General features: G+C 69.6%; 19 protein-coding genes and 1 pseudogene. 9 read left to right on the top strand and 11 right to left on the bottom strand.

The annotated features are described in order from the left end of the window. Positions 1 to 231: 231 nt before the first annotated feature. The 3 genes from IEZ21_RS09035 to IEZ21_RS09025 all read right to left on the bottom strand — a co-directional run bounded on the left by IEZ21_RS09035 (position 232) and on the right by IEZ21_RS09025 (position 2,631). Positions 232 to 678 (bottom strand): DoxX family protein, encoded by a 447-nt coding sequence (locus tag IEZ21_RS09035; RefSeq protein WP_189321321.1) that lies wholly within the window; start codon positions 676 to 678, stop codon positions 232 to 234. Positions 679 to 805: 127 nt separating this feature from the next. Continuing rightward, a complete protein-coding gene (locus IEZ21_RS09030; RefSeq protein WP_373302194.1) occupies positions 806 to 1,528 on the bottom strand; it encodes a class I SAM-dependent methyltransferase in 723 nt (240 codons plus the stop codon). A gap of 74 nt (positions 1,529 to 1,602) precedes the next feature. Then, positions 1,603 to 2,631, bottom strand: a complete 1,029-nt coding sequence (locus IEZ21_RS09025) for an acyltransferase domain-containing protein (protein WP_373302193.1) — start codon at positions 2,629 to 2,631, stop codon at positions 1,603 to 1,605. A 35-nt stretch (positions 2,632 to 2,666) separates the two neighbouring features. On the opposite strand from IEZ21_RS09025, the gene IEZ21_RS09020 reads away from it, so the two are divergent. Next, positions 2,667 to 2,930: a DUF6343 family protein gene (locus IEZ21_RS09020; protein WP_189321319.1), complete on the top strand. Its 264-nt coding sequence runs from the start codon at positions 2,667 to 2,669 to the stop codon at positions 2,928 to 2,930. A 190-nt stretch (positions 2,931 to 3,120) separates the two neighbouring features. Here the strand turns inward: IEZ21_RS09020 and IEZ21_RS09015 are convergent, their stop codons facing one another. The 4 genes from IEZ21_RS09015 to rpsA all read right to left on the bottom strand — a co-directional run bounded on the left by IEZ21_RS09015 (position 3,121) and on the right by rpsA (position 6,999). Further along, entirely contained in the window at positions 3,121 to 3,501 is a 381-nt protein-coding gene (locus IEZ21_RS09015; protein WP_033317991.1) for a tetratricopeptide repeat protein, read from the bottom strand. Between the two features lie 50 nt (positions 3,502 to 3,551). After that, positions 3,552 to 4,166: a dephospho-CoA kinase gene (gene coaE, locus IEZ21_RS09010; RefSeq protein WP_033317992.1), complete on the bottom strand. Its 615-nt coding sequence runs from the start codon at positions 4,164 to 4,166 to the stop codon at positions 3,552 to 3,554. 67 nt (positions 4,167 to 4,233) lie between these two features. Beyond that, on the bottom strand, positions 4,234 to 5,172 hold the full coding sequence (locus IEZ21_RS09005; RefSeq protein ID WP_189321318.1) for a PAC2 family protein: 939 nt from the start codon (positions 5,170 to 5,172) through the stop codon (positions 4,234 to 4,236). Between the two features lie 312 nt (positions 5,173 to 5,484). Beyond that, the gene (rpsA, locus tag IEZ21_RS09000; protein ID WP_033317994.1) at positions 5,485 to 6,999 is read right to left on the bottom strand and encodes a 30S ribosomal protein S1; all 1,515 of its coding nucleotides are present in this window, start codon (positions 6,997 to 6,999) and stop codon (positions 5,485 to 5,487) included. Between the two features lie 341 nt (positions 7,000 to 7,340). Between rpsA and IEZ21_RS08995 the strand changes: the two genes are divergently transcribed. Further along, on the top strand, positions 7,341 to 8,234 hold the full coding sequence (locus IEZ21_RS08995; RefSeq protein WP_246567432.1) for a class I SAM-dependent methyltransferase: 894 nt from the start codon (positions 7,341 to 7,343) through the stop codon (positions 8,232 to 8,234). Between the two features lie 85 nt (positions 8,235 to 8,319). Then, positions 8,320 to 11,086, top strand: a pseudogene (locus tag IEZ21_RS08990) (ATP-dependent RNA helicase). Here the strand turns inward: IEZ21_RS08990 and pgfA are convergent. The 3 genes from pgfA to IEZ21_RS08975 all read right to left on the bottom strand — a co-directional run bounded on the left by pgfA (position 11,076) and on the right by IEZ21_RS08975 (position 14,123). Further along, positions 11,076 to 12,068, bottom strand: coding sequence for a cell envelope lipid trafficking protein PgfA (gene pgfA, locus IEZ21_RS08985; protein WP_189321316.1), 993 nt, complete (start codon positions 12,066 to 12,068; stop codon positions 11,076 to 11,078). The pseudogene IEZ21_RS08990 and the gene pgfA sit on opposite strands and share 11 nt — an antisense overlap. Before the next feature lie 21 nt (positions 12,069 to 12,089). Further along, positions 12,090 to 12,224 (bottom strand): SPW_0924 family protein, encoded by a 135-nt coding sequence (locus IEZ21_RS08980; RefSeq protein WP_106972263.1) that lies wholly within the window; start codon positions 12,222 to 12,224, stop codon positions 12,090 to 12,092. A gap of 144 nt (positions 12,225 to 12,368) precedes the next feature. Next, the gene (locus IEZ21_RS08975; protein WP_189321315.1) at positions 12,369 to 14,123 is read right to left on the bottom strand and encodes a lytic transglycosylase domain-containing protein; all 1,755 of its coding nucleotides are present in this window, start codon (positions 14,121 to 14,123) and stop codon (positions 12,369 to 12,371) included. Positions 14,124 to 14,395: 272 nt separating this feature from the next. Between IEZ21_RS08975 and IEZ21_RS08970 the strand changes: the two genes are divergently transcribed. Next, entirely contained in the window at positions 14,396 to 15,250 is an 855-nt protein-coding gene (locus IEZ21_RS08970) for a DUF4184 family protein (RefSeq protein ID WP_189321314.1), read from the top strand. A gap of 254 nt (positions 15,251 to 15,504) precedes the next feature. Here IEZ21_RS08970 and polA read toward each other — a convergent pair whose 3' ends face one another. After that, positions 15,505 to 18,231 (bottom strand): DNA polymerase I, encoded by a 2,727-nt coding sequence (gene polA, locus IEZ21_RS08965; RefSeq protein ID WP_189321313.1) that lies wholly within the window; start codon positions 18,229 to 18,231, stop codon positions 15,505 to 15,507. A gap of 123 nt (positions 18,232 to 18,354) precedes the next feature. On the opposite strand from polA, the gene IEZ21_RS08960 reads away from it, so the two are divergent. The 5 genes from IEZ21_RS08960 (at position 18,355) to IEZ21_RS08940 (ending at position 23,880) form a co-directional block, all read left to right on the top strand. Beyond that, positions 18,355 to 20,634: an FdhF/YdeP family oxidoreductase gene (locus IEZ21_RS08960; RefSeq protein WP_189321409.1), complete on the top strand. Its 2,280-nt coding sequence runs from the start codon at positions 18,355 to 18,357 to the stop codon at positions 20,632 to 20,634. 56 nt (positions 20,635 to 20,690) lie between these two features. After that, positions 20,691 to 21,179 (top strand): hotdog fold thioesterase, encoded by a 489-nt coding sequence (locus tag IEZ21_RS08955; RefSeq protein ID WP_189321312.1) that lies wholly within the window; start codon positions 20,691 to 20,693, stop codon positions 21,177 to 21,179. A 128-nt stretch (positions 21,180 to 21,307) separates the two neighbouring features. Continuing rightward, the gene (locus IEZ21_RS08950; protein ID WP_189321311.1) at positions 21,308 to 21,736 is read left to right on the top strand and encodes a hypothetical protein; all 429 of its coding nucleotides are present in this window, start codon (positions 21,308 to 21,310) and stop codon (positions 21,734 to 21,736) included. Beyond that, positions 21,733 to 22,371 (top strand): Tat pathway signal sequence domain protein, encoded by a 639-nt coding sequence (locus IEZ21_RS08945; RefSeq protein ID WP_189321310.1) that lies wholly within the window; start codon positions 21,733 to 21,735, stop codon positions 22,369 to 22,371. Before IEZ21_RS08950 ends, IEZ21_RS08945 begins: the two co-directional genes overlap by 4 nt. 276 nt (positions 22,372 to 22,647) lie before the next feature. Next, entirely contained in the window at positions 22,648 to 23,880 is a 1,233-nt protein-coding gene (locus IEZ21_RS08940) for a branched-chain amino acid ABC transporter substrate-binding protein (RefSeq protein WP_189321309.1), read from the top strand. Positions 23,881 to 23,885 lie beyond the last annotated feature (5 nt).

Below are 23,885 nucleotides of genomic sequence, written 5' to 3'. Positions count from 1 at the left end.
GCGTGCTAGCCGGACTTGCCGAAGTCCACGCCCCTTAAGAGGGGCGCGGGGCTGTATCGATGTGCGGCTCCGCCGCGATGGGGGTCCCCCCAGGTCCTTAAGGCACCGGGGGAGGAGCCGAGAGTGGGGGAGCGACCAACCACAACGAACCCGCAGCTCCGAACCGCATCCCCAGCGGAGCGCCCCGCGCGGTCCCCTCCCCCGCGCCGGGAGCCGTCCGACTGGGGGAGGTCACGACCGTCGTCGTATGAGCTCCAACAGCTCGGCGTTGTGACTCCGGCGTGCGTAGGCGATCAGGGCGAGCGGGACTATCAGGATGAGCGGAGTCGCGGCGTACTCCCCGTCGAAGACGGCGAGTTGCGTGATGAATGCCCCCACCATCAGCGCGCTCAGCGAAACCGCCGCCACCGACGACAGCAGCGGGATCAACAGCGCGACGCCACCGAGGAGTTCGAGCACGCCGATGCTGTACATGCCCGCGCTGCCCCAACCGATCTTGTCGAAGGACTCGACGGCCGACTCGTGCGCGATCAGCTTGGGCAGCGCGCTCGCGAAGCCGAAGAAAAGGGCGAGCACAACCTGCAGACCACGCAGGGCGATACGGGCACGGCGGCCACGAGCGGTCGCGGATTCGGCGACGACAGTGCCGGACGTTACGGAAGCGGCGGTCTCGGACATGAGGCTCTCCTGCGTGAAGCGGTTCGCGTTGCTGTCACAGAGGTAGACCGGTCCGCCTTCCGAAACTCATCGCTCGGCAACCGGAGTTCTCCGTCGAACCACGAAACCCATCGCCCCCGAGCCAAGCTCACGCCCCCACCGGAACCGCCCGCACCCAGACCCCGTCTCCCGTCAGATACCGGTCGACCTTCAACCCCGCCTCTGCCAGCACCCCCTCGAACTCCTCCTTCGTGAGCGGTCGTGCAAGAAATGTCTGGGTCCATATCGCGTCCGGGAAGACATACTCCGCGTGCACCGAGTTCACCCCGTCCCCCACCGGCTCCGCAGACAGCATCCGCACCGTGAACCCGCTCGGTTCCTCACTCTTCCAGCCTTCGGCCGGGAGGACCCCCATCTCGCTTCGCTCGCGCGGCAGATTCGTGTGGTAGTCCTCCCCCTCGCGCTGGATCAACACGCACCCGTCGTCCGCGACATGGCTCCGGCACACGTCCAGCATCCCGCGCCGTACCTCGACGTCGCCGGTGTGCACCAGGAACGACGCGAGCATCACCACGTCGAACTTCTCCCTCAGGGCGAGCGTCTCGATGGGACTGCATATCGTGCGCGCCCCACGCACCCGCTCCAGCATCTCCGCCGACTCGTCCACCGCCGTGACCGTGAACCCCCGCTCCAGAAGCGGATGCGTCACCCGCCCCACCCCGCAGCCCAGTTCGAGGATGTGCGCCTCCGCGGGCACGGCCGCGCTGATGATGTCCGGCTCGTCCCGGACGGGCAGCCGCGCATACAGCTCCACCGCGCAGCCGTCCGGCGTAATCGCTCCGGGCCCGGTCCCCTCGTATCCCGCACGCATCTCGATCGTCATACCCGTCAAACGGCCCGTGCCCGCCGCCCCGTTCCCCCTCCCCGCCGCTTCACCCGTTCGAGTTACAGCGCGAACCAGCCATGCCCGCCGTACCAGTGACCGCCCGCCCGCAGATGATCCCCGACCGCCCGCTCCACACTCGTACGCCGAGGCAGCCGCTTCACCGGCAGTTCCGGATCACCGAAGACGAAGCCCACCGCGCTCTTGTCGTCCGCTTTCGTCTCCTCGTACGCGAGCTGAAACCGCTCCTGGAAACGGACGATGTTGGACTCCGCCGGCAAGTACCGCTTCAACTGCGGGTCGAGCAGCCAGGAATGGCAGACAGCCACCTCGTACCGCTCGTCCGGGTAGTGGCGGGCGAAGAACTCCCGTGCCAGGCCCAGCGATTGGTCACACGCGTGCGGTGACAGGGGCCCACGGAAGTCGGCGATGTGCAGGCTCAGGCAGAGGCCGCCGGGGCCGGTGTCGAGACCCGCGGCCGCGGCCGCCTGACCCGTGCGCCCGCCGAGCCGCGTGCGCTGGAACTGCAGCCGCCCCAGCTGGTACAGCTCCCCGTGGAAGTGCAGGGCGAGCCACCACGGCGCCAGGAGCCCGCAGGTACCGAGCCGCCGACGGTGCACGGCCATGTGCCGCCCCAGATCGGCGAGGCTGCGCCGGGACACGGCCTCCGGGATGCCCCGGTCCCGGTGGTACGCGCGTACGTACGGCAGTGCGGCGACGAACACGAACACGTGGAAGCTTCGGCCGAGCGGTCCCGTGGACTCGGGGAAGGCCGGCGGCTCCCACCCTTTGCCGATCTCCCCCATGTCACGTACGAACCGGCCGACGCACCGTCGCAGCAGCGCTGTCGCCTCCGGATCCGCCGCCAACCTCTCCCGCTGCGCGACGAGTTCGTTGACGCACTCATGCGGCACGGACAGATCGAGGAGTACGTCCGGCAGTACGACGGCGTCCGGAAGAACGGCCTCCACGCACGGGACGGCCTCGCTCTCCAGATCCCTCAGCCATTCCGCGAGCCTCTCGTCGGCCCGCAGCGCCTCCAGCAGCACAGCCGCTCCCCGTTCGTCCGCCTCTTGGTGAACGTGCACCACGAAGAGTACGTTTCCGAGTAGGAGTAGTGATCCGGATGCGTACGGGCAGTGAACCGACGACTGCGCGCAGTGCGCTACGAGCGCGCATGTGGCTCAGCGCGTGGGGTCTGGTCTGGGCGATTGCGGGAACCGCGGCCTTCGCCCTCGCCGGGCGGCCCGGGTGGGCGATCGCCTGCGGGGTGCTGTGGCTGATCATCACCGTCGACCTGGCGATGATCCTCCGGCACATCCGCCAAGGTCCCCACTACCAGCCGGGCCCCGACATCCCGCCCTACCCGCCGCCGAACAAACGCCCCTGAGCGCTCCGCCGGCAATGCGGTTCGAAGCCGCTGGGGCGTCGTGGCTGGTCGCTCCCCCACTCTCGAATTCTCCCCCAGTGCCTTAAGGGCCTGGGGGGACCCCCAGAGCTGGGGGACCCCCATCGCGGTGGAGCCGCACATCGACACAGCCCCGCGCCCCCACGGGGCGCGGTAGCAATCGAACCAGCAGTCAGGTGTCAAAGCGGGCCGCGGCCACATACTCCGGCTGCGGATCCAGTGCCGCCGCGAGCCGGAAGTGGCGTATGGCCTGCTCGGGACGGCCCGAGCGCTCGTACGTACGCGCCAGCGCGAAGTGCGCGAACGCGTTGTCCGGCTCGCGCTCCAGCACGATCGTGAACTCCAGCTCGGCGGGCCGCAGTTGAGCTGCCGCGAAGAAGGCACGCGCGCGCAGCAGCCGTGCCGCCGTGTTCTCCGGGTGTGCGGCGATGACCTTGTCGAGCAGCTTCACCGCGCCCCGCGGATCACGCGCGGCCAGCAGCTGCTCGGCGGCGCGGAAGTCGATGACATGCGTCTCCGGAGTAGGTCCGGTGGAACCACTGAACTCAGGCACGCCCCACTCCTTCCCTCACTGCCCAGCTTCAACGCCCCGGACGGGGCCTGCTATTCCAAGGTCGTTTTCTGGTGTGCCCGCCGCACAAGATCCGCCCACACCTCCCGGACGCGCCGCTCCAGCTCCTCCAGCGGTACGTCGTTGTCGATGACGATGTCCGCTGTTTCCAGGCGCTTCTCGCGGGTGGCCTGGGCGGCCATGCGGGCGCGGGCGTCCTCCTCGGTCATGCCGCGCAGCCGTATGAGCCGGTCGAGCTGGGTCTCGGGGGCGACGTCGACGACCACCACGACGTCGTACAGCGGCGCGAGGCCGTTCTCGGCGAGCAGCGGGACGTCGTGCACGATGACGGCGTCCTGGGAGGCGGCGGTTTCGAGCTCGCGGGAGCGGGCGCCCACAAGGGGGTGCACGATCGAGTTCAGCAGAGCGAGCTTCTCCGGGTCCGTGAAGACGATCGCGCCCAGCTTCGGCCGGTCGAGGCTGCCGTCCGGGGTGAGTATGTCCTCTCCGAAGGCGTCGACGACCGCTGCGAGGCCGGGAGTTCCGGGCTCGACGACCTCCCGTGCGATCTTGTCGGCGTCGATCAGCACGGCGCCGCACTCCACGAGCAGCCGCGACACCTCGCTCTTGCCGGCGCCGATCCCGCCGGTCAGGCCCACTGTCAGCATGCTCGAAAGCTTAGGACCTGCCTCTGACAACGCCATCGACAGGCCTCGTTGGCCCTCCGCCGCTGCGCTATGCGTCGCCTTCCCGCTCCGCCAGGAACCGCTCGAACTCGAGCCCGATCTCGTCCGCCGACGGGATGTCCAGGGGTTCGGCGAGCATGTTGCCCCGTGTCTCGGCGCCCGCGGCGGCGTCGTACTGATGCTCAAGGCCCTGGACGAGCGCGACGAGTTCCTCGTCGCCCTCCTGGATCTGCCGGTCGATCTCGGTCTGCGTACGGTGCGCGTCGGTGCGCAGGGCATGTGCGATACCCGGCAGAACCAGGCCGGTCGCTCCGGTGATCGCCTCCAGTACGGTCAGCGAGGCGTCCGGGTACGGGGAACGGGCGATGTAGTGCGGCACGTGCGCGGCGACACCCAGGACGTCATGTCCGGCCGCCATGAGGCGGTACTCGACGAGCGACTCGGCGCTGCCGGGGACCTGGGCCTCTTCGAAGGGGCTGCTGTGGCCGGGCACCAGTTCGTTGCGGTTGCCGTGCGGAGTGAGGCCCACGGGACGGGTGTGCGGAACACCCATGGGGATGCCGTGGAAGTTCACGGCCAGGCGGACGCCGAGCCGCTCCACGATCTGCTGGACGGCCACGGCGAAGCGCTCCCACTCGACGTCCGGCTCCGGGCCGGAGAGGAGCAGGAAGGGGGCACCCGTCGCGTCCTGGACGAGCCGGACGTCGAGCGTGGGCTCTTCGTAGTCGGCCCAGTGGTCGCGCTTGAACGTCAGCAGCGGGCGACGGGCGCGGTAGTCCACGAGCCGGTCGTGGTCGAACCGGGCGACGACCTGGTGGGGCAGCGAGCCGAGGAGCCGGTCGACGATCTGGTCGCCGGTCTCACCCGCGTCGATGTATCCGTCGAAGTGGTAGAGCATGACAAGGCCCGCCGACTCCTGGGCGAGCGCCATGTCGACGACGGCCAGGCCCTTCGGCTCCCATGCGTACAAACCCTGCGGATCAAGCACTGTGACCGCTCCTCCTCGTGTTCGTACTTCACAACGAGTCCTGGAACGCGGGCATTCCCGAAGCGCGCCCCTTCCTGACCCTCTTATCGCCTTCTCATCCGCTACGGCGTCATCGGTACGCGCGCGTGGAGGGCAGAGGGGGGCACGCGCGCGTAGAGGTAGAGGGCGATTAACCGCCTCGCGGGCGGCCAAAGGGCGGACGAGCCCTCGGCGGGGAGCGCGGGCAGCCCCCTGCGGGGGCAAAGGCACTGGGCCCGCACCCCCAACAGGGGTGCGGGCCCAGTTACTACCTACTCGGACTGGCGCCGACGATCAGCTCTGGCCGCCGGCCAGCTTCTCGCGGAGGGCAGCCAGGGCCTCGTCCGACGCCAGGGCGCCGGAGTTGTCGTCCGACTCCGAGGAGTACGAACCGCCACCGCCACCGGAGGCAGCCGGAGCCGCACCCGGGGTGCCGCCGCCGGCAGCACCCTCGGCCTCGGCCTGGGCGTCCGCCTCGCGGGACTTGATGACCTGCGCCTGGTGCTGCTCGAAGCGCGCCTGCGCCTCGGCGTACTGGCCCTCCCAGGCCTCGCGCTGCTTCTCGTAACCCTCGAGCCAGTCGTTGGTCTCGGGGTCGAAGCCCTCGGGGTAGATGTAGTTGCCCTGGTCGTCGTACGACGCGGCCATGCCGTACAGCGTGGGGTCGAACTCCACCGAGGCCGGGTCGGCACCGAAGGCCTCGTTGGCCTGCTTCAGCGAGAGGCTGATGCGACGGCGCTCGAGGTCGATGTCGATGACCTTGACGAAGATCTCGTCGTTGACCTGGACGACCTGCTCCGGGATCTCCACGTGGCGCTCGGCCAGCTCGGAGATGTGGACCAGACCCTCGATGCCCTCGTCCACGCGGACGAACGCACCGAACGGAACCAGCTTCGTGACCTTGCCGGGCACGACCTGGCCGATCTGGTGGGTGCGGGCGAACTGCTGCCACGGGTCTTCCTGGGTCGCCTTCAGCGACAGGGAGACGCGCTCGCGGTCCATGTCGACGTCCAGGACCTCGACCGTGACCTCCTGGCCGACCTCGACGACCTCGGAGGGGTGGTCGATGTGCTTCCAGGACAGCTCGGAGACGTGAACCAGACCGTCGACGCCACCCAGGTCCACGAAGGCACCGAAGTTGACGATCGAGGAGACCACGCCGGAGCGGACCTGACCCTTCTGGAGGGTCGTGAGGAAGGTCTGGCGGACCTCGGACTGGGTCTGCTCCAGCCAGGCACGGCGGGACAGGACCACGTTGTTGCGGTTCTTGTCCAGCTCGATGATCTTGGCCTCGAGCTCCTTGCCCACGTAGGGCTGGAGGTCGCGAACGCGGCGCATCTCGACCAGGGAGGCCGGGAGGAAGCCACGGAGGCCGATGTCGAGGATGAGACCACCCTTGACGACCTCGATGACGGTACCGGTGACGATGCCGTCCTCTTCCTTGATCTTCTCGATGGTGCCCCAGGCACGCTCGTACTGGGCACGCTTCTTCGAGAGGATCAGGCGGCCTTCCTTGTCCTCCTTCTGGAGAACAAGGGCCTCGATCTCGTCACCGACGGCGACGACCTCATTGGGGTCGACGTCGTGCTTGATCGAGAGCTCGCGGCTCGGGATAACACCTTCGGTCTTGTAACCGATGTCGAGCAGGACCTCGTCCCTGTCGACCTTCACGATGACGCCGTCGACGATGTCGCCGTCGTTGAAGTACTTGATCGTCTCGTCGATCGCGGCGAGGAAGGCTTCCTCGTTACCGATGTCGTTGACCGCAACCTGCGGGGTGGTGGCGGTGGTCTCGGTGCTGCTCGTCATGTGGGAAAGGGCTCCGGTACGGACATTGAAGTCGTAGGTACTGCTCACGCCGGGAGCCCGTTTCGCTCTGCAGAAGCCGGACAGCCAAGGAAGCGCCGAAATCCGATGACCGGGGCGCCTCGACAACCGAGGGGACATACATACAGATGCGAGCGCAGCCTGCTACGTCTGAGGAGCGCAGGCCCGCAGCGCAACTTGTAGCATACGGGGGCAGCCGGACACGGTCAATGCGCGAAGGCGCACACCCGGGGCGGATCGCCCCATACCCGGCACAAGACCACTCGCGGCCGAGCCGCGTATCAGACACCGTCTGGAGTCACACAGGCCCAAACGCCCCTTCCGTGACACCACCGGGACGGGTCGGACGGACGAGGCCGCAGACTAATACGAGGGAGCCGATCATCCAAGAGCCCGAAGAGCCCCAACCGCTCGAGCCGGAGGCGACACGACGCCCGGCGGACGTCGCGGAGACCTCCCGCGCCAGTCGAGGGTGGTGGGACCGGAACGCGGACGAGTACCAGGTCGAGCACGGCACGTTCCTCGGTGACGACCGCTTCGTATGGGGGCCCGAGGGGCTCGACGAGGTGGAGGCCGAGCTGCTGGGACCGGCCGAGGAGCTGAAGGGCAAGGACGTCCTGGAGATCGGCGCGGGGGCGGCACAGTGTTCGCGCTGGCTGGCGGCCCAAGGGGCCCGCCCGGTCGCTCTGGACCTCTCGCACCGGCAGCTTCAGCACGCTCTGCGGATCGGCACCCAGGGCGTGGCCCTCGTGGAGGCGGACGCCGGGGCGCTGCCCTTCGGGGACAGCACGTTCGACCTGGCGTGCTCGGCGTACGGGGCGCTGCCGTTCGTCGCCGATCCGGTGCGGGTCCTTCGGGAGGTACGCCGCGTGCTGCGGCCCGGCGGCCGGTTCGTCTTCTCCGTCACGCATCCGATCCGCTGGGCCTTCCCCGACGAGCCGGGGCCCGAGGGCTTGAGCGTGTCCGCCTCGTACTTCGACCGCACGCCGTACGTGGAGCAGGACGAGAAGGGTCGCGCGGTGTACGTCGAGCACCACAGGACGGTCGGCGACCGGATCCGGGACGTGGTGGCGGCGGGCTTCCGGCTGGTGGACCTGGTCGAACCGGAATGGCCATCCTGGAACAGCCAGGAGTGGGGCGGCTGGTCGCCGCTGCGCGGAAACCTGATCCCTGGGACGGCGATTTTCGTGTGCGTGCGGGACGAGCGGGACGAATAACCGAACGGGCACGCGCGCGCGTGCGGGTGATTGCGGGGGCACGCGCGCGTGCGGGGCGTTTTGGCTGTCGTACGACACTGGGGGCGTGATCCGTACCGACGCTCTGGACCGGTTGCCCGTTCGTTCCGTCGTGCCCGCGTTGCGGGATGCCCTGGAGGGGCATGGCACGGCTGTGCTGTGTGCGCCGCCCGGGACGGGCAAGACGACGCTGGTTCCCCTGGAACTGGCCGGGCTGCTGGGCCCGGCCTCGGGTGCGGACGCGGATCGTCCGGTCGTACGTCGTGTCGTCGTCGCCGAGCCGCGGCGGATCGCCGCCCGGGCCGCCGCTCGGCGGATGGCGTGGCTGCTCGGTGAGAAGGTCGGCGGGCGCGTCGGCTACACGGTGCGCGGTGAGCGGGTGGTGGGGCCACGCGCGCGCGTGGAGGTCGTGACGACCGGTGTCCTGTTGCAGCGATTGCAGCGGGACCAGGAACTCGCCGGTGTCGACGTGGTCGTGCTCGACGAGTGCCATGAGCGGCATCTGGACGCCGATACGGTGGCGGCCTTCCTGTGGGACGTACGGGCCGCTCTCCGCCCCGAGCTGCGGCTGGTGGCCGCTTCCGCGACGACGGACGCGGAGGGGTGGGCGCGGCTGCTGGGCCATGCCCCCGTGATCACGTCAAAGGACGCCTCGTATCCCGTCGAGGTGGTGTGGGCGCCGCCCGCGCGGCCGGTGCGGCCGCCGCACGGGATGCGGGTGGATCCGGCGCTGCTGACGCATGTGGCGTCGGTGGTGCGGCGGGCACTGTCCGAGCGCGCGGGGGACGTGCTGTGCTTTCTGCCCGGCGTCGGGGAAATCGCCCGTGTCGCCGGGCAGTTGGGGGATCTGAGCGGGATCGAGGTGCTCCAGGTGCACGGACGGGCGCCCGCAGCCGTCCAGGACGCGGTGCTCTCGCCCGGTGCACGGCGTCGGGTGGTGCTCGCGACGTCCGTGGCCGAGTCGTCCCTCACGGTGCCCGGCGTACGGGTCGTCGTGGACGCCGGGCTGGCCCGGGAGCCGCGCGTCGATCACGCGCGGGGGCTGAGTGCGCTGACGACCGTACGGGCGTCACAGGCGGCCGGACGGCAGCGTGCGGGGCGGGCCGGGCGTGAGGCGCCCGGGGCGGTGTACCGGTGCTGGGCGGAGGCGGAGGACGCCCGTCTGCCGCGTTTCCCCGCGCCGGAGATCAAGGTGGCCGACCTGACGGCGTTCGCCTTGCAGACGGCGTGCTGGGGCGATCCGGACGCGTCCGGGCTCGCGCTGCTGGACCCGCCGCCGAGCGGCGCGCTCGCCGCTGCACGCACCGTCCTGACGGCCATCGGGGCGGTGGACTCCGCGGGGCGGGCCACGGAGCGGGGGGGTACGCATGTCCCGGCTGGGGTTGCATCCCCGGCTGGCCCGCGCCCTGCTGGACGCGGCACCCGAGGTCGGCGCCGACCGGGCAGCCGAGGTGGTCGCCCTGCTGAGCGAGGAGCCACCACGCGAGTACGGCGACGACCTCGCCGCTGCCTGGCGTACCGCCCGGCGAGGGGGCGACGCGTATGCGCGCCGCTGGCGCGCGGAGGCGCGGCGGCTCCGTGCCGCGACGGCACCCGCTCCGCTCAGTGGCGGGGCGACCGGCGCGCACGCTCCCGGCGCCGACGAACCCGTCTTCAACAGCGCCGCAGCGCCCGCACCCCCTCATGCCGGACGTCCCGGTCAAGGACCCGACCGCGCCGACCGGCCCGCGCAGTCGGCCGGCAACGTAAACAGCACCCCGCCGGAAGCCACCGCCAACGCCGTGCCCGCCCGATCACGCGCCGAAGCCTCACCGCCATCCGGACCCGCCAGGCCCGGCGCGCGTGCGCGGGAAACCTTCGGCGACGACCACGTCGCAGGCCTCGTCGCCGCTCTCGCGTTCCCGGAGCGGGTTGCTCGTGCGCAGGGCGGCTCGTATCTCATGGTGTCCGGTACGAGGGCCGAGCTCGGCGGAGGGACGGGGTTGCGGGGAGCCGGCTGGCTCGCTGTCGCCGTCGCGGATCGGCCGGTGGGAGCGGGGCACGCGCGCGTGCGGCTCGGGGCCGTGGTCGATGAGGAGACCGCGCGGCGGGCCGCCGGGGCACTGCACGGCGAGGGCGAGGAGGTGCGCTGGGCGGAGGGGGACGTGGTCGCCCGGCGTGTCGAGCGGTTGGGGGCCGTGGAGTTGGCGGTGCGGCCGATCAGGAACGCCGACTCCGGGCTCGTACGACAGGCGCTGCTGGACGGGTTGCGGGAGGAGGGTCTTGGGCTGTTGCGATGGTCGCGGGATGCCGAGGTGCTGCGGCAGCGGCTCGGGTTTCTGCGTCGCCATCTGAGGGCTCCCTGGCCCGATGTGTCGGACGACGCCCTGCACGCGCGCGTGGACGACTGGCTGGAGCCAGAGCTGAGCCGGGCGCGGCGGCGGGCCGATCTGGCACGGATCGACGCAGGGCAGGCCCTCGGGCGGCTGTTGCCGTGGGCCTCCGGGGAGGCGGCGCGGTTCGAGGAGTTGGCGCCCGAGCGGATCGAGGTGCCCAGTGGGTCCAGAATCCGAATCGACTACGCGGATCCCGAACGGCCCGTGCTCGCTGTGAAGTTGCAGGAGATGTTCGGGCTGCAGGAGTCCCCGGCCGTCGCCGGTGTGCCCGTACTCGTGCATCTGCTGTCGCCCGCGGGACGGCCCGCCGCCGTCACCGCCGACCTCGCCTCGTTCTGGCGGGACGGATACCGGGGCGTACGGGCCGAGTTGCGTGGGAGGTATCCGAAGCATCCGTGGCCCGAGGATCCCGCGACGGCGGAGCCGACCCGGTACACGAACGCGCGACTCAGGCGCTGACGGGCTCCGGTTCGTGCGTCTGGGTGGACGAAGGGTCCGCGGGGCGGCGGCTGCGGGCCTCCAGGTACAGGGACAGCGACAGCAGCCCGGCGCCCAGGATCAGGAAACCCCAGGGCAGGTACGAGGTCAGCAACATGATGAGTACGCGCTGGGACTTGACCAGGTCGACCGTCGACTCGATGTAGTCCTCGCGCATTTTGACGTGCCCGGAGAACGCGGTCACCTTGTCGCGGTCCCCCAGGAGCGTGCCGCCGCGCAGTTCCTCCTTGTGGATCTCCTCGCCGTAGACGGGCGCTCCGGTGGCGGGTTCGACCCAGAACTTGCGGACGGTGGTGTACCAGCGGGTGGTGCCCGTCTTGGCGACCGACTCCGGAGTGATGCCTTTGACCGGCATGGTCTTGGGGAAGGGCACTTTGGTCCAGGGGATGGTCTGCTCGAAGTAGTAAACGTTTACGCCCCGGAAGTCCTGCTCGCCCTTGTAGTGGATGGGCGCGGTGACGCGGGCCTGCGCGTCGAAGTACTCGTAGTCCCGTTTCTCGGTCAGGAAGGGCCACTTGAACTCGATGCCCTCGCGCCTGACGGCGTCGCCGTCGACCATCTCGCCGGTGGCGTGGACGGGTTCCTGGGTGTGCGCGTCGAAGATGTAGCGCTCGGGGATCTTGGAGACCATCTTGCCGTCCGGGCCCTGGACATAGGACAGGCCGTCCCATACGACGACGTCGCGGCCCGCTGTCTTCTCGATCTTTTCGGAGGCCTCGACGTTGCCCTTGAGGGTCTGCACGATGCTGACCTTGTCGACTTTCCTGGACTGCATGGTCCCGTAGTCGAGGAGGGTGGCGTCCTTCGCCTCCAGGACCATGTCCTGGTACTGGTGGGCCGGGATCTTGGCGAGGCGGGGGAAGGCGTACCAGCGCAGCAGCGGGGACAGCGCCGTGCAGAACACGGCGAGGGCGAGGAGGATCAGGCTGGCCTTGCGGCGCATCTGGGCGGCCCTCCCTAGGGGTTACGGGTGCTCGGGGATGGTGGTCAGCAGCGGTTTCGGTGAGGTCTTGCCGGCCGGCGAGCCGATAGCCGTGATCGTGAGGACCAGCGCGAGCGCGACGGCGAGACCGGTCGCGGCGGCGATCAGGGCACGCATGCGGGGCCTCCCCAGTGAGCTGATGGAGCGTCAGGGCTGGGGCACCGTAGCAACGGCAGAGCGAGATGAGAACACGTTGCACACACAGACAGCGGCGCCCCCTCCGTACGGCCGTACGGAGGGGGCGCCGCTGATCCGGAGGACCTACGAGGCGGAGGGGCTCGGCGAGGCGGTCGCCGCCGCCACCTCCAGTTCGACCGTCAGTGTCGCGCCGCCGGTGGTGGAGATGCGCAGCAGGAACGTGCCGGTCGTGTCGTCCGCGTACAGCTTCGGCAGCTTGAGCAGGCCGTTCGCGTCCGTCTCGAGGCCCTTCAGGGTGCGTACGGTCTTGCCGTCGGCGTCCTTGAAGTAAGGGCCCTTGTCGTTCACGGTCGCGTCGTCCGCCGACGTGATGAGCGTGGCGGTGGCCGCGACACCGTCGGCGGCGGCGCCCTTGTACGTGGCCTTCACCTCGACCTGGTCTGCGAACTCGTCGCCCGGGGCACAGGTCAGCGCGGTGTCGCTGGTGCGTGCGAGGGCGTCGGCCTGGCGGGCGGTGACCGTCGCCGTGTAGTCGAGGCCGGGCACGCTGCGGCCGACGACGGTGGCGCGGACCGTGAACTCGCCCGTCTTCTCACCGGCCTTGAGCGCGGGCGCGGTGGCCACGCCCGCACTGTTGGTGACGACCGTGGCGACGCTTTCGCCGCCGCTGAAGGTGGCGTCCGTGTCACCGACGATCGTGAAGCGGACCCGGACCTTCGGCACGGCCCTGCCGGCCTTGGTCTCGGTGCGCGCGGCGATCTTCTCGGTGAAGGCGTCGCCCGCGGTCGCGGTGAGCTTGCCGGTGCCCGCGTCCTCCAGGTGGTCGACCGTGTCGGTGCCGGTGGGGGGCGGGGTGGTGCTCGGGGGCGGCGAGCTGGGCGGGGGCGGGCTGGGAGACCCAGGAGGCGTGGGACTCGTGGACCCGCCACGCGGAGGCGTGGGACTGGTGGAGTCGCCGCCGTCAGGCGTGGAGTTGGAGTTCGGCGGCCTCGATGTGGCCGGAGGGGTCGGCGACGGGTTGTTGGGGCTCGCCCCGCTGTTGTTGTCGTCGCTGCGACCGGAAGGCAGTGTGCCCGTGCCGTCCGGCACCTCGTGGGTGCCCTTGCGGTAGTACTCGAGCCACGACAGGACCAGGTTCAGGTATTCCGTCGATGGGTTGTAGCTGAGGATCGCGCGGTTCAGTTCCTTCTGGACGTTCATGTCGCGGTCCAGCCGGCAGAGGTAGTGGCCGGCGGCGAGGGCCGCGTCGTAGATGTTGTTGGGGTTCTTCGTGCCGTCGCCGTTGCCGTCCCGGCCCGCCCAGGCCCAGGTGGAGGGGATGAACTGCATGGGGCCGACGGCGCGGTCGTGCGTCGTGTCCCCGTCGAAGGAACCGCCGTCCGTGTCGGAGATGTTCGCGAAGCCGTTGCCGTTGAGAACAGGGCCGAGAATCGGGGTGATCGTGGTGCCGTCGGCATCGACGCGACCACCGCGGGCCTGGCCGGACTCGACCTTGCCGATGGCGGCGAGGAGTTCCCAGGGGAGGTTGCAGCCGGGCTTGGACTCCCGCAGTGCCGCCTCGGCCTTCTTGTAGGCGTCGAGGACGGTCGCGGGAATGCCGGCCTCGGCGTCGCCCGCGGCGATGGGGCCCTCGGTGCCGGGAGTCGGGCTCGGGGTCGGGCTGTTGAGCGGCGGGAGGTCCGTGTAGTACGGCGAGTTACCGGTCGCGCTCTCTTCGGGGTTGACCTCGGTCGAGGGCTGCGAACCGGCGTTCTGGCGGTCTTGCGTGTTGTCGGTCACGCCCGGGGCCTGGGACGCGGACAGGGCCGCCACCGCGGCCGCGGCCACAGCGGTCGTTACCGCCCCTTTGGCAAGCCTTCTGCCGAATTGCGCCGCCATCGCGTGAATCCCTCCCGTCGTCGACTGCCCGCGCTGCGCGCGCCGCCCTGCCATCCGGCCGCGCTCCCCAGCGCGGCAACTCAGGTGACCCTACGACAACTTCCGGCGCGTATACACCTGTCCGTGCCCGAAGTTCACCGGTTGGCCAGATCCGTTTTCTGCTGCCCGCGTACGCCAGAAGCATGCGGCGCTCGTCCCGCATACTGGCGTACTCGATCAAGGAAGCGTTCAGGGCCATCAAGTTCGGTCAACGTCGTCAACATGGAGCCCAGTTGCCGTTCACTCTCAGCCATGCCGCGGCCGTCCTGCCCGTCGTACGCATGGACGGAACCGGCCGGGGCCCGCTGGTCCCCGCGGTGCTCGTTGCGGGGTCGTTCGCACCCGACTTGACCTATTACGTGGCGAGTGCGCTGCCTGAGGCGATGGAGTTCGGCGAGTTCACGCACTCCTTCACCGGCGTGTTCACGATTGACGTCCTCATCGCCTGGGCATTTGTGGGCGTTTGGCTGTTGCTGCGGGAACCGCTGGTGGCGCTGCTGCCGCCGCGCAGGCAGGGGCGTACGGCGGCTCTGCTGCGATGTGGCGCGCCACATGCGCCGTTCCGGCCGGCGCGTGCGCTGTGGTGGTACGTGTCCGCGGTGCTGGGCGCACTGACGCATGTCGTGCTGGACGCGTTCACGCATCTGGACCGGTGGGGGATGCGGGTCTTTCCCGTACTGGGGCGGGAGTTGGCGGGTTCGCCGCTGTACTGGTACCTGCAGTACGGAGGTTCGGCCGTCCTGGCGGTGGTGATCGCGGTCTTCGTGGCGGTCGCTCTGCGGCGACTGCCCGCCGCGGAACCCGTGGGGGTGCCGGTTCTGTCCGTACGGGACCGGTGGCTTGCCGCTCTCGTGATCGGTGGCTGTGCGGTGGTGGCCGCTGTGCAGCGGGCGTCTCGGTGGTGGGCCTACTGGGGGTCGCGTGCGGAGCCCTGGGAGCTGATTCCCACCGTGTGCTTCGGGGCGGGCGCCGGGCTGGCCGTCGGTCTGCTCCTGTACGGCTTCGGGGTCAGGGTGTGGCGTCCGGCTCCGGTTCGTCCCAGCCCGGCAGCGGACCGTACGGAGCCGAGCCGTCCGGCTCCTCGCTGAGCCGTTTCAGGCCGTACGCGCGGGTGCGCAGGAAAACGCCGGTGTTCGTCAGTACGTCCAGCAGTCGCACCCGGTCGGCGGCCGTGGTGCGGGCCGAGTCCTACTGTCACGCGCTCGCGAACGCGCAGGTCCAACCGCTTTTATCGGCCCCTGTCACGGCGATGGGGGTGTGGAAGGAGCGGCAGGGGGCGCTGGGGACGGGTGCGGTGACAGGCGCTCCCCCTTGTGGGCGCCCACCCCCGGCCCGCCGGAGACTAATGCGCCGCCGACTCCCAGTCGTCGCCCGAGCCGACCGAGACGTCCAGCGGGGCTCGCAGGTGGACCGCGTTGGCCATTTCGTGGCGGACGAGGGCCTCGGTCGACTCCCGCTCGCCGGGGGCGATTTCGAGGACGATTTCGTCGTGCACCTGGAGCAGGATGCGGGACTTGAGGTTCGCTTCGGTGAGGGCACGGTCGACGTTCAGCATGGCGATCTTGACGATGTCGGCGGCGGTGCCCTGAATGGGCGCGTTCAGAGCCATCCGCTCGGCCGCCTCGCGGCGCTGGCGATTGTCGCTGTTGAGGTCGGGGAGGTAGCGGCGGCGACCGAACAGCGTCGCCGTGTAGCCCGTCGCCCGCGCCTCGTCCACGGCTCGGCGCAGGAAGTCGCGGACGCCTCCGAAGCGCTCGAAGTACGTGTCCATCAGCACCCGCGCCTCCCCCGCGTCGATGTTCAGCTGCTGGGACAGGCCGAACGCCGACAGGCCGTACGCCAGGCCGTACGACATCGCCTTGATCTTGCGCCGCATCTCCGCGTCGACCGCGGAGCGCTCCACGGAGAACACCTGTGAGGCGACCGTCGTGTGCAGGTCCTCCCCCGAGGTGAACGCCTCGATGAGGCCCTCGTCCCCGGAGAGGTGGGCCATGACGCGCAGCTCGATCTGGCTGTAGTCGGCGGTCATGAGGGACTCGAAGCCTTCGCCGACCACGAAGCCGCGGCGGATCGCGCGACCCTCGTCGGTGCGCACCGGGATGTTCTGGAGGTTGGGGTCCGTGGAGGAGAGGCGGCCCGTGGCGGCGACCGTCTGGTTGAACGTGGTGTGGATACGGCCGTCCGCGGCGATCGACTTGATGAGGCCTTCGACGGTCACACGCAGCTTGGCCTGCTCTCGGTGGCGGAGCATGATGACCGGCAGTTCGTTGTCGGTCTGGGTGGCCAGCCAGGCGAGGGCGTCCGCGTCCGTGGTGTAACCCGTCTTTGTGCGCTTGGTCTTGGGCAGGGCCAGTTCTCCGAAGAGGACTTCCTGGAGCTGCTTGGGCGAGCCCAGGTTGAACTCGTGCCCGGCCGCCGCGTGCGCCTCCTTTATGGCCTGCTGCACGGCGCCCGCGAACAACTGCTCCATGGCTTCGAGGTGTGCGCGGTCCGCGGCGATGCCGTGCCGCTCCATGCGGGCGAGCAGCGCAGAGGTCGGCAGCTCCATGTCGCCCAGCAGATCGGCCGCGCCGACCTCCTTCAGCCGGTCCCCGAAAGCTTCGCCCAGGTCGAGTACGGCGCGGGCCTGCACCATCAGCGTCTCCGCCTCGGCGGCCTCGTCTGCGCCGAAGGCGAGCTGCCCGTCGGCCGCGGCAGCGGGTGCCAGCTCCCGGCCGAGGTATTCCAGGGACAGCGCGTCCAGGTCGAAGGAGCGGCGTCCGGGCTTGACGAGGTAGGCGGCGAGCGCGGTGTCCATGGAGACGCCGGCGATGCTCCAGCCGTGCTCGGCGAAGACGCGCATGGCGCCCTTGGCGTTGTGGAACACCTTGGGCTTCTTCGGGTCGGCGAGCCACTGCGCGAACGCGTTCTCGTCGGCCTCGTCCAGCTGCGTCGGGTCGAACCAGGCGGCTGCTCCTGCCGCCGCGGCGAGCGCGACCTCGGCCACCGCGCCCGTACCGAGCGCCCAGGTGTCGACCGTGGCGACACCGAGGACCGCCTTGCCGTGCTCGGCGAGCCACGGCTTCAGCTCGCCCGCGCCGAGCACCGCACCGTCCAGTGCCACACCCTCGGCGATCACCGGTGAGGTGTCGGCCTCTTCGGCTCCGGGGTCGACGGCCAGCAGCCGCTCGCGCAGCGAGGGGTTACGGATCTCCAGGGTGTCCAGGACCGTCGCGACGGCCTTGCGGTCGTACGCGGCGCGCTCCAGGTCGGTGACCGTCCTGGGCAGCTCCATGTGCCGCTCCAGCTCGGTCAGCCGGCGGTTGAGCTTGACGGCCTCCAGGTGGTCGCGGAGGTTCTGTCCCGCCTTGCCCTTGACCTCCTCGACGCGCTCGACCAGCTCGGCGAACGATCCGAACTGGTTGATCCACTTCGCGGCGGTCTTCTCGCCGACGCCGGGGATGCCCGGCAGGTTGTCGGACGGGTCGCCGCGCAGGGCCGCGAAGTCGGGGTACTGGGCCGGCGTCAGCCCGTACTTCTCGAAGACCTTCTCCGGGGTGAACCGCGTCAGCTCGGAGACGCCCTTCGTCGGATACAGCACCGTCGTGTTCTCGGAGACCAGCTGGAAGGAGTCGCGGTCACCGGTGACGATCAGCACCTCGAAGCCCTCGGCCTCGGCCTGGGTGGCGAGGGTGGCGATGACGTCGTCCGCCTCGAAGCCCTCGACCGCGAACCGCTCGGCGTTCATGGCGTCGAGCAGCTCGCCGATGAGCTCGACCTGGCCCTTGAACTCGTCCGGGGTCTTGGAACGGTTCGCCTTGTAGTCCGTGAACTCCTCGGAGCGCCAGGTCTTGCGGGAGACGTCGAACGCCACCGCGAAGTGCGTGGGCTCCTCGTCGCGCAGGGTGTTGGCCAACATCGACGCGAAGCCGTAGATCGCGTTCGTCGGCTGTCCCGTCGCCGTCGTGAAGTTCTCCGCGGGCAGCGCGAAGAACGCTCGGTACGCCAGCGAGTGCCCGTCCATGAGCATCAGTCGCGGGCGCCCGTCGGCGGAGGTCTTCTCGGTCTTCTTCGATGCTGTTTCTGCCACGACCCCGATCCTGCCACGAGCCACTGACAACACGGCCCCCTCGGCCCGGCCACGGTTGTTGTCACCGGCGCGTGGCAGGATCAAAGACGTACCTCACACATGCGCTCGATCGAGGAGGCCGAGATGGCCGGCAAGCCGCCCCAGGGTGATCCGGTTCAGGACGCGCCGCAGGTCGCCGGGCCGAAGCACGCGGCGGCCGGTCTGCCCGCCATCGGCCACACGCTGCGCGTCGCCCAGCAGCAGATGGGAGTGCGGCGTACGGCGCTGACGCTGCTGCGGGTCAATCAGAAGGACGGTTTCGACTGTCCGGGCTGCGCCTGGCCGGAGCCAGAACACCGGCACAAGGCGGAGTTCTGTGAGAACGGCGCGAAGGCGGTCGCCGAGGAGGCGACGCTGCGCCGGGTCACGCCGGACTTCTTCGCCGCGCACACGGTGGCCGACCTCGCGACCCGCAGCGGCTACTGGCTGGGCCAGCAGGGCCGTCTCACGCACCCCATGTATCTGGCGGAGGGCGCCGAGCACTACGCGCCGGTGTCCTGGGAGCGGGCCTTCGACATCATCGCGGAGGAACTCACCGCACTCGGTTCCCCAGACGAGGCCCTCTTCTACACCTCGGGCCGCACCAGCAACGAAGCGGCGTTCCTGTATCAGCTGTTCGCCCGCGAGTTCGGTACGAACAATCTGCCGGACTGCTCCAACATGTGCCACGAGTCGTCGGGTTCCGCGCTCAGCGAGACGATCGGCGTCGGCAAGGGCAGCGTCCTCCTGGAGGACCTCTACAAGGCGGATCTGATCATCGTTGCCGGGCAGAACCCGGGTACGAACCATCCGCGGATGCTCTCGGCCCTGGAGAAGGCGAAGGCGAACGGCGCGCGGATCATCACGGTGAACCCGCTGCCTGAAGCGGGCATGGAGCGGTTCAAGAACCCGCAGACCCCCCAGGGCATGTTCAAGGGCGCCGCCCTGACCGATCTGTTCCTGCAGATCCGCATCGGCGGCGACCAGGCCCTCTTCCGCCTTCTGAACAAGCTGATCCTCGAGACGGAGGGCGCGGTCGACGAGGCCTTCGTCAGCGAACACACCCACGGCTACGAGGAGTTCGCACAATCGGCCCGCGCCGCCGACTGGGACGAGACGCTCACCGCGACGGGCCTCACGCGCGCGCAGATCGACGAAGCGCTGCGCATGGTCCTCGCCTCGAAGCGCACCATCGTGTGCTGGGCCATGGGCCTGACCCAGCACAAGCACTCCGTGCCGACCATCCGCGAGGTGGTCAACTTCCTTCTGCTGCGCGGCAACATCGGCCGCCCGGGCGCGGGCGTGTGCCCGGTGCGCGGCCACTCGAACGTGCAGGGCGACCGCACGATGGGCATCTTCGAGCGCCCCGCACCGGCCTTCCTGGACGCCCTGGAGAGGGAGTTCGGCTTCGCGCCGCCGCGCGAGCACGGCTACGACGTCGTACGGGCCATCCGCGCGATGCGCGACGACAAGGCGAAGGTCTTCTTCGCGATGGGCGGCAACTTCGTGTCGGCGTCCCCCGACACCGAGGTCACCGAGGCGGCCATGCGCCGCGCCCGGCTCACTGTGCACGTCTCCACGAAGCTCAACCGCTCGCACGCCGTCACGGGCGCGCGGGCCCTGGTCCTGCCGACCCTCGGCCGCACCGAGCGTGATCTCCAGGGCAGTGGCGAGCAGATCGTCACCGTCGAGGACTCCATGGGCATGGTGCACGCCTCACGGGGCCGCCTCGAGCCCGCGAGCGAACACCTGCTGTCCGAGACGGCCATCGTGTGCCGCCTCGCGCGCCGCGTCCTCGGCGACGAATCCCGCACGCCCTGGGAGGAGTTCGAGAAGGACTACGCGACGATCCGCGACCGCATCGCGCGCGTGGTCCCCGGTTTCGAGGACTTCAACGCGCGCGTGGCCGATCCGGGAGGCTTCGCCCTGCCGCACGCACCGCGCGACGAGCGCCGCTTCCCGACCGCCACCGGCAAGGCCAACTTCACGGCCGCGCCCGTCGAGTACCCGAAGCTCCCCGAGGGCCGTCTCCTGCTGCAGACGCTGCGCTCGCACGACCAGTACAACACCACGATCTACGGCCTGGACGACCGCTACCGGGGCATCAAGAACGGCCGCCGGGTCGTGCTCGTGAACCCCGACGACGCCCGTGAGCTGGGCCTGGCCGACGGCTCGTACACCGATCTCGTCAGCGAGTGGCAGGACGGTGTGGAGCGGCGTGCCCCCGGCTTCCGGGTCGTGCACTATCCGACGGCCCGGGGCTGCGCGGCGGCGTACTACCCGGAGACCAACGTCCTGGTCCCTCTGGACGCCACCGCGGACACCAGCAACACCCCCGCCAGCAAGTCCGTCGTGGTCCGTCTGGAACAATCGGCCGCCAACTGAGCGTTCGCTTAGCGAGCGCGCCGACAGACGGCCGAAAGACGAAGGAGCCGGACTCCATGGGCGAGCACCAGCACGTGAACTTCCCGCAAGAGGTCATCGACGAGTACGCCGCCCTCGGCGTCGATCTCGTCGCCATGTTCTCCGCCGGGCACCTGGGCACGCGCATGGGCGTCGAGATCACCGAGGCCTCCGCGGACCGCATCGTGGGCACGATGCCGGTCGAGGGCAACACACAGCCGTACGGACTCCTGCACGGCGGCGCCTCCGCCGTGCTCGCCGAGACGTTGGGCTCGATCGGCGCGATGCTGCACGCCGGCAGCTCCAAGATCGCCCTCGGTATCGACCTCAACTGCACCCACCACCGGGGAGCCAGCTCCGGCCTCGTCACCGGTGTCGCGACACCCCTGCACCGCGGCCGGTCCACCGCTTCGTACGAGATAGCGATCAGCGACGAGGCGGGCAAGCGCGTATGCACCGCGCGACTCACCTGTCTGCTGCGCGATGTGACGGCGAGCGACGAGGAACGCGTACGTGCCGCGGACTGACCCACGCCCTTTCGGGGAACCGGGACCGCCGGACCCCAATCACCCTGGCGGGTACCGGAGTTGTCCACAGCACCGCGGCTGTCCACAGGGCCGTTGCTCCCCGGCACCCGGCAGCTTAGCGTCAAGGCATGAAATCGGGAGAAGCCCCCTGGCCGGGGGCACCGCTCGGATTCGGGCTCGGGCTTGCGCTGTTGACCGGCGCCCTGATCACCGGATGCGGGCAGGCCGACTCGAAGGACAGCGCGGGTCCGCGGGATGCCGCGCAGACCGGCGTCGGCTCGCCGTCGCCGTCGGCCACTCCTCCCAAGGACCTGTGCACGCGGATCGTCACGTACTGGTCGCGGGAGGCCCTGACGGGGGACACTTACGGGGACTATCAGTCGATGGGCCTGTCGGGCGGGCAGTACGAGATCCTGATGAAGGTCGTGGACGCCGCCCGGGCCGAGAAGAAGAGCAAGGGCGCACAGGCCGCGGAGCGGCTGATCGACCGCGAAGCGCGCGCGGGCTGCGAGGACCTGTACCGCGACGGCATCCCGAGCGGAGGGCCGTGGGGGTGAGCGGCGTCGGCCCCGTCGAGCCGGGCGAAGGCACGCGCGCGTGGGACATCCCAGGCCCGGGCACTCCGCCGGAGCCCTCGCCCGAACCACCGCGCGGGCGCCTCGCGCAGACGTACACCCGGCATCGCCGCGTCGTCCTGTCGATCGCGGCAGCAGCCGTTCTCCTCGCGGGCGGCGGCTATCTCTACGCCACCCGGCCCGAACAAGCCCCGCCGGACCCGCCGCCGTACCCCTCACAGGTGGTCGGCATCACCTACCTCGGGCCGGAGCCCTCGCCCGACAACGCTCCGCCCAAGAGCTTCAGCATCGGCGTGGAGCTGACCGTCCAGTCCGGCCCTCAGGTCACCGTGCTGCGGATAACGCAGCCCTATGCCGGTCTTTCGCTGGCCTCCGTTCCGCGTCTGCCTTTCCGGACAAGGACCGGCTTTCCCCACAAGATCAACATCACCATGCAGGTGACGGAATGCGCACAAGTGCCAACGAACGCCGGACTACCTTTCCTGGACGTAACTCTGCGTAATATGCGCGCAATACAAGTGCACAGTTTCATCCTTGGCGAACGGTATGCACACGACCTCTCGGAAGCCGTTCAAGGCGCCTGCAGCACCAACTCCGCGACAGCACCAAAACGGTAGTACACTCCTGACGACACCCGGTGAGGCCTGCGAGTTCTCACTATGCGGACCGGGCGAATCGGCCGTAATTCGACTCTTCCGCCCACTGAGTACCGCTCTGCATTACCTCGTGTCATAACAAGAGCGTCACAGCATTGGCCAGACCCTCCTCCACGTTCCCCACACACGCTTAGAGTCACGCCCAGTCACCGCGCCATCGGATCCGAACATTTTTCGGACCAGCGCTCGACTCGGCCGCTTCTACGGGGAAGGGCCGCGCCAGGGAAAGGACTGATCGTGCGCCAACGTTCGCTCATCGCCATCACCGCCGCGCTGGCGGCGGGAGCACTCACACTCACCGCCTGCGGCTCGCGAGACGACGACGGCGGCGGCTCCTCCGGCGACGGTGGCACCACCGTGGTCATAGGCGTCGATGCCCCGCTCACCGGCGACCTGTCGGCCCTGGGCCTCGGCATCAAGAACTCCGTCGACCTCGCCACCAAGCAGGCCAACAAGGAGAAGGTCGTCGACGGCATCACCTTCAAGATCGAAGCCCTCGACGACCAGGCACAGCCCTCCTCCGGCCAGCAGAACGCCACCAAACTGGTCGCCAACAAGGACGTCCTCGGCGCCGTCGGCCCGCTGAACTCCTCCGTCGCCGAGTCCATGCAGAAGGTCTTCGACGACGCCAAGCTCGTCCAGGTCTCCCCCGCCAACACCAACCCCGCCCTCACCCAGGGCCAGAACTGGAACGGCGGCGAGAAGGCCCGCCCGTACAAGTCGTACTTCCGCACCGCGACCACGGACGCCATCCAGGGCCCGTACGCCGCGCAGTACGTCTACAACGACGCCAAGAAGACCAAGGCCTTCGTCATCGACGACAAGAAGACCTACGGCGCCGGCCTCGCCGCCACCTTCTCCGACGAGTACAAGAAGCTCGGCGGCAAGATCGTCGGCACCGAGCACATCGACCCCGAGACCAAGGACTTCTCCGCGGTCGCCACCAAGGTGAAGAACTCCGGCGCCGACGTCGTCTACTACGGCGGCGAATACCCGCAGGCCGGCCCGCTCAGCAAGCAGATCAAGGCCGCAGGCGCCAAGATCCCGCTCGTCGGCGGCGACGGCATATACAGCGCCGACTTCATCAGTCTGGCCGGCGCCAGCGGAGCCGGCGACCTCGCCACCTCCGTCGGCGCACCCGTCGAGGAACTCCCCTCCGCCAAGGAGTTCGTCGCCAACTACAAGGCCGCCGGATACAAGGACGCCTACGAGGCGTACGGCGGCTACTCCTACGACTCCGCCTGGGCGATCATCCAGGCCGTGAAGAAGGTCGTCGAGGACAACAACGGCGAACTCCCCGACGACGCCCGCGCCAAGGTCACGGAGGCCATGCAGAACGTCTCCTTCGACGGTGTGACCGGCAAGGTCTCCTTCGACGAATTCGGTGACGCCACCAACAAGCAGCTCACCGTCTACTCCGTCGAGGGCACCGACTGGAGCCCGGTGAAGTCCGGCACGTACGAAGGCTGATCCAC

Source organism: Streptomyces flaveus, from assembly GCF_014647675.1.
Lineage (GTDB): Bacteria > Actinomycetota > Actinomycetes > Streptomycetales > Streptomycetaceae > Streptomyces > Streptomyces flaveus.
Note: the sequence above shows the minus strand (reverse complement) of the source record. Positions and strands in the feature narration are given on the sequence as shown.

Coding starts and splice junctions, on each gene's coding strand:
- pgfA (WP_189321316.1), bottom strand. CDS start 12,068: ATGCGCCGCAAGGCCAGCCTGATCCTCCTCGCCCTCGCCGTGTTCTGC.
- coaE (WP_033317992.1), bottom strand. CDS start 4,166: ATGCTGACAGTGGGCCTGACCGGCGGGATCGGCGCCGGCAAGAGCGAG.
- IEZ21_RS09030 (WP_373302194.1), bottom strand. CDS start 1,528: ATGCGTGCGGGATACGAGGGGACCGGGCCCGGAGCGATTACGCCGGAC.
- IEZ21_RS08980 (WP_106972263.1), bottom strand. CDS start 12,224: ATGCGTGCCCTGATCGCCGCCGCGACCGGTCTCGCCGTCGCGCTCGCG.
- IEZ21_RS09020 (WP_189321319.1), top strand. CDS start 2,667: ATGCGTACGGGCAGTGAACCGACGACTGCGCGCAGTGCGCTACGAGCG.
- IEZ21_RS09035 (WP_189321321.1), bottom strand. CDS start 678: ATGTCCGAGACCGCCGCTTCCGTAACGTCCGGCACTGTCGTCGCCGAA.
- rpsA (WP_033317994.1), bottom strand. CDS start 6,999: ATGACGAGCAGCACCGAGACCACCGCCACCACCCCGCAGGTTGCGGTC.
- IEZ21_RS08960 (WP_189321409.1), top strand. CDS start 18,355: ATGGCCGGCAAGCCGCCCCAGGGTGATCCGGTTCAGGACGCGCCGCAG.
- IEZ21_RS08955 (WP_189321312.1), top strand. CDS start 20,691: ATGGGCGAGCACCAGCACGTGAACTTCCCGCAAGAGGTCATCGACGAG.
- IEZ21_RS08975 (WP_189321315.1), bottom strand. CDS start 14,123: ATGGCGGCGCAATTCGGCAGAAGGCTTGCCAAAGGGGCGGTAACGACC.
- IEZ21_RS08950 (WP_189321311.1), top strand. CDS start 21,308: ATGAAATCGGGAGAAGCCCCCTGGCCGGGGGCACCGCTCGGATTCGGG.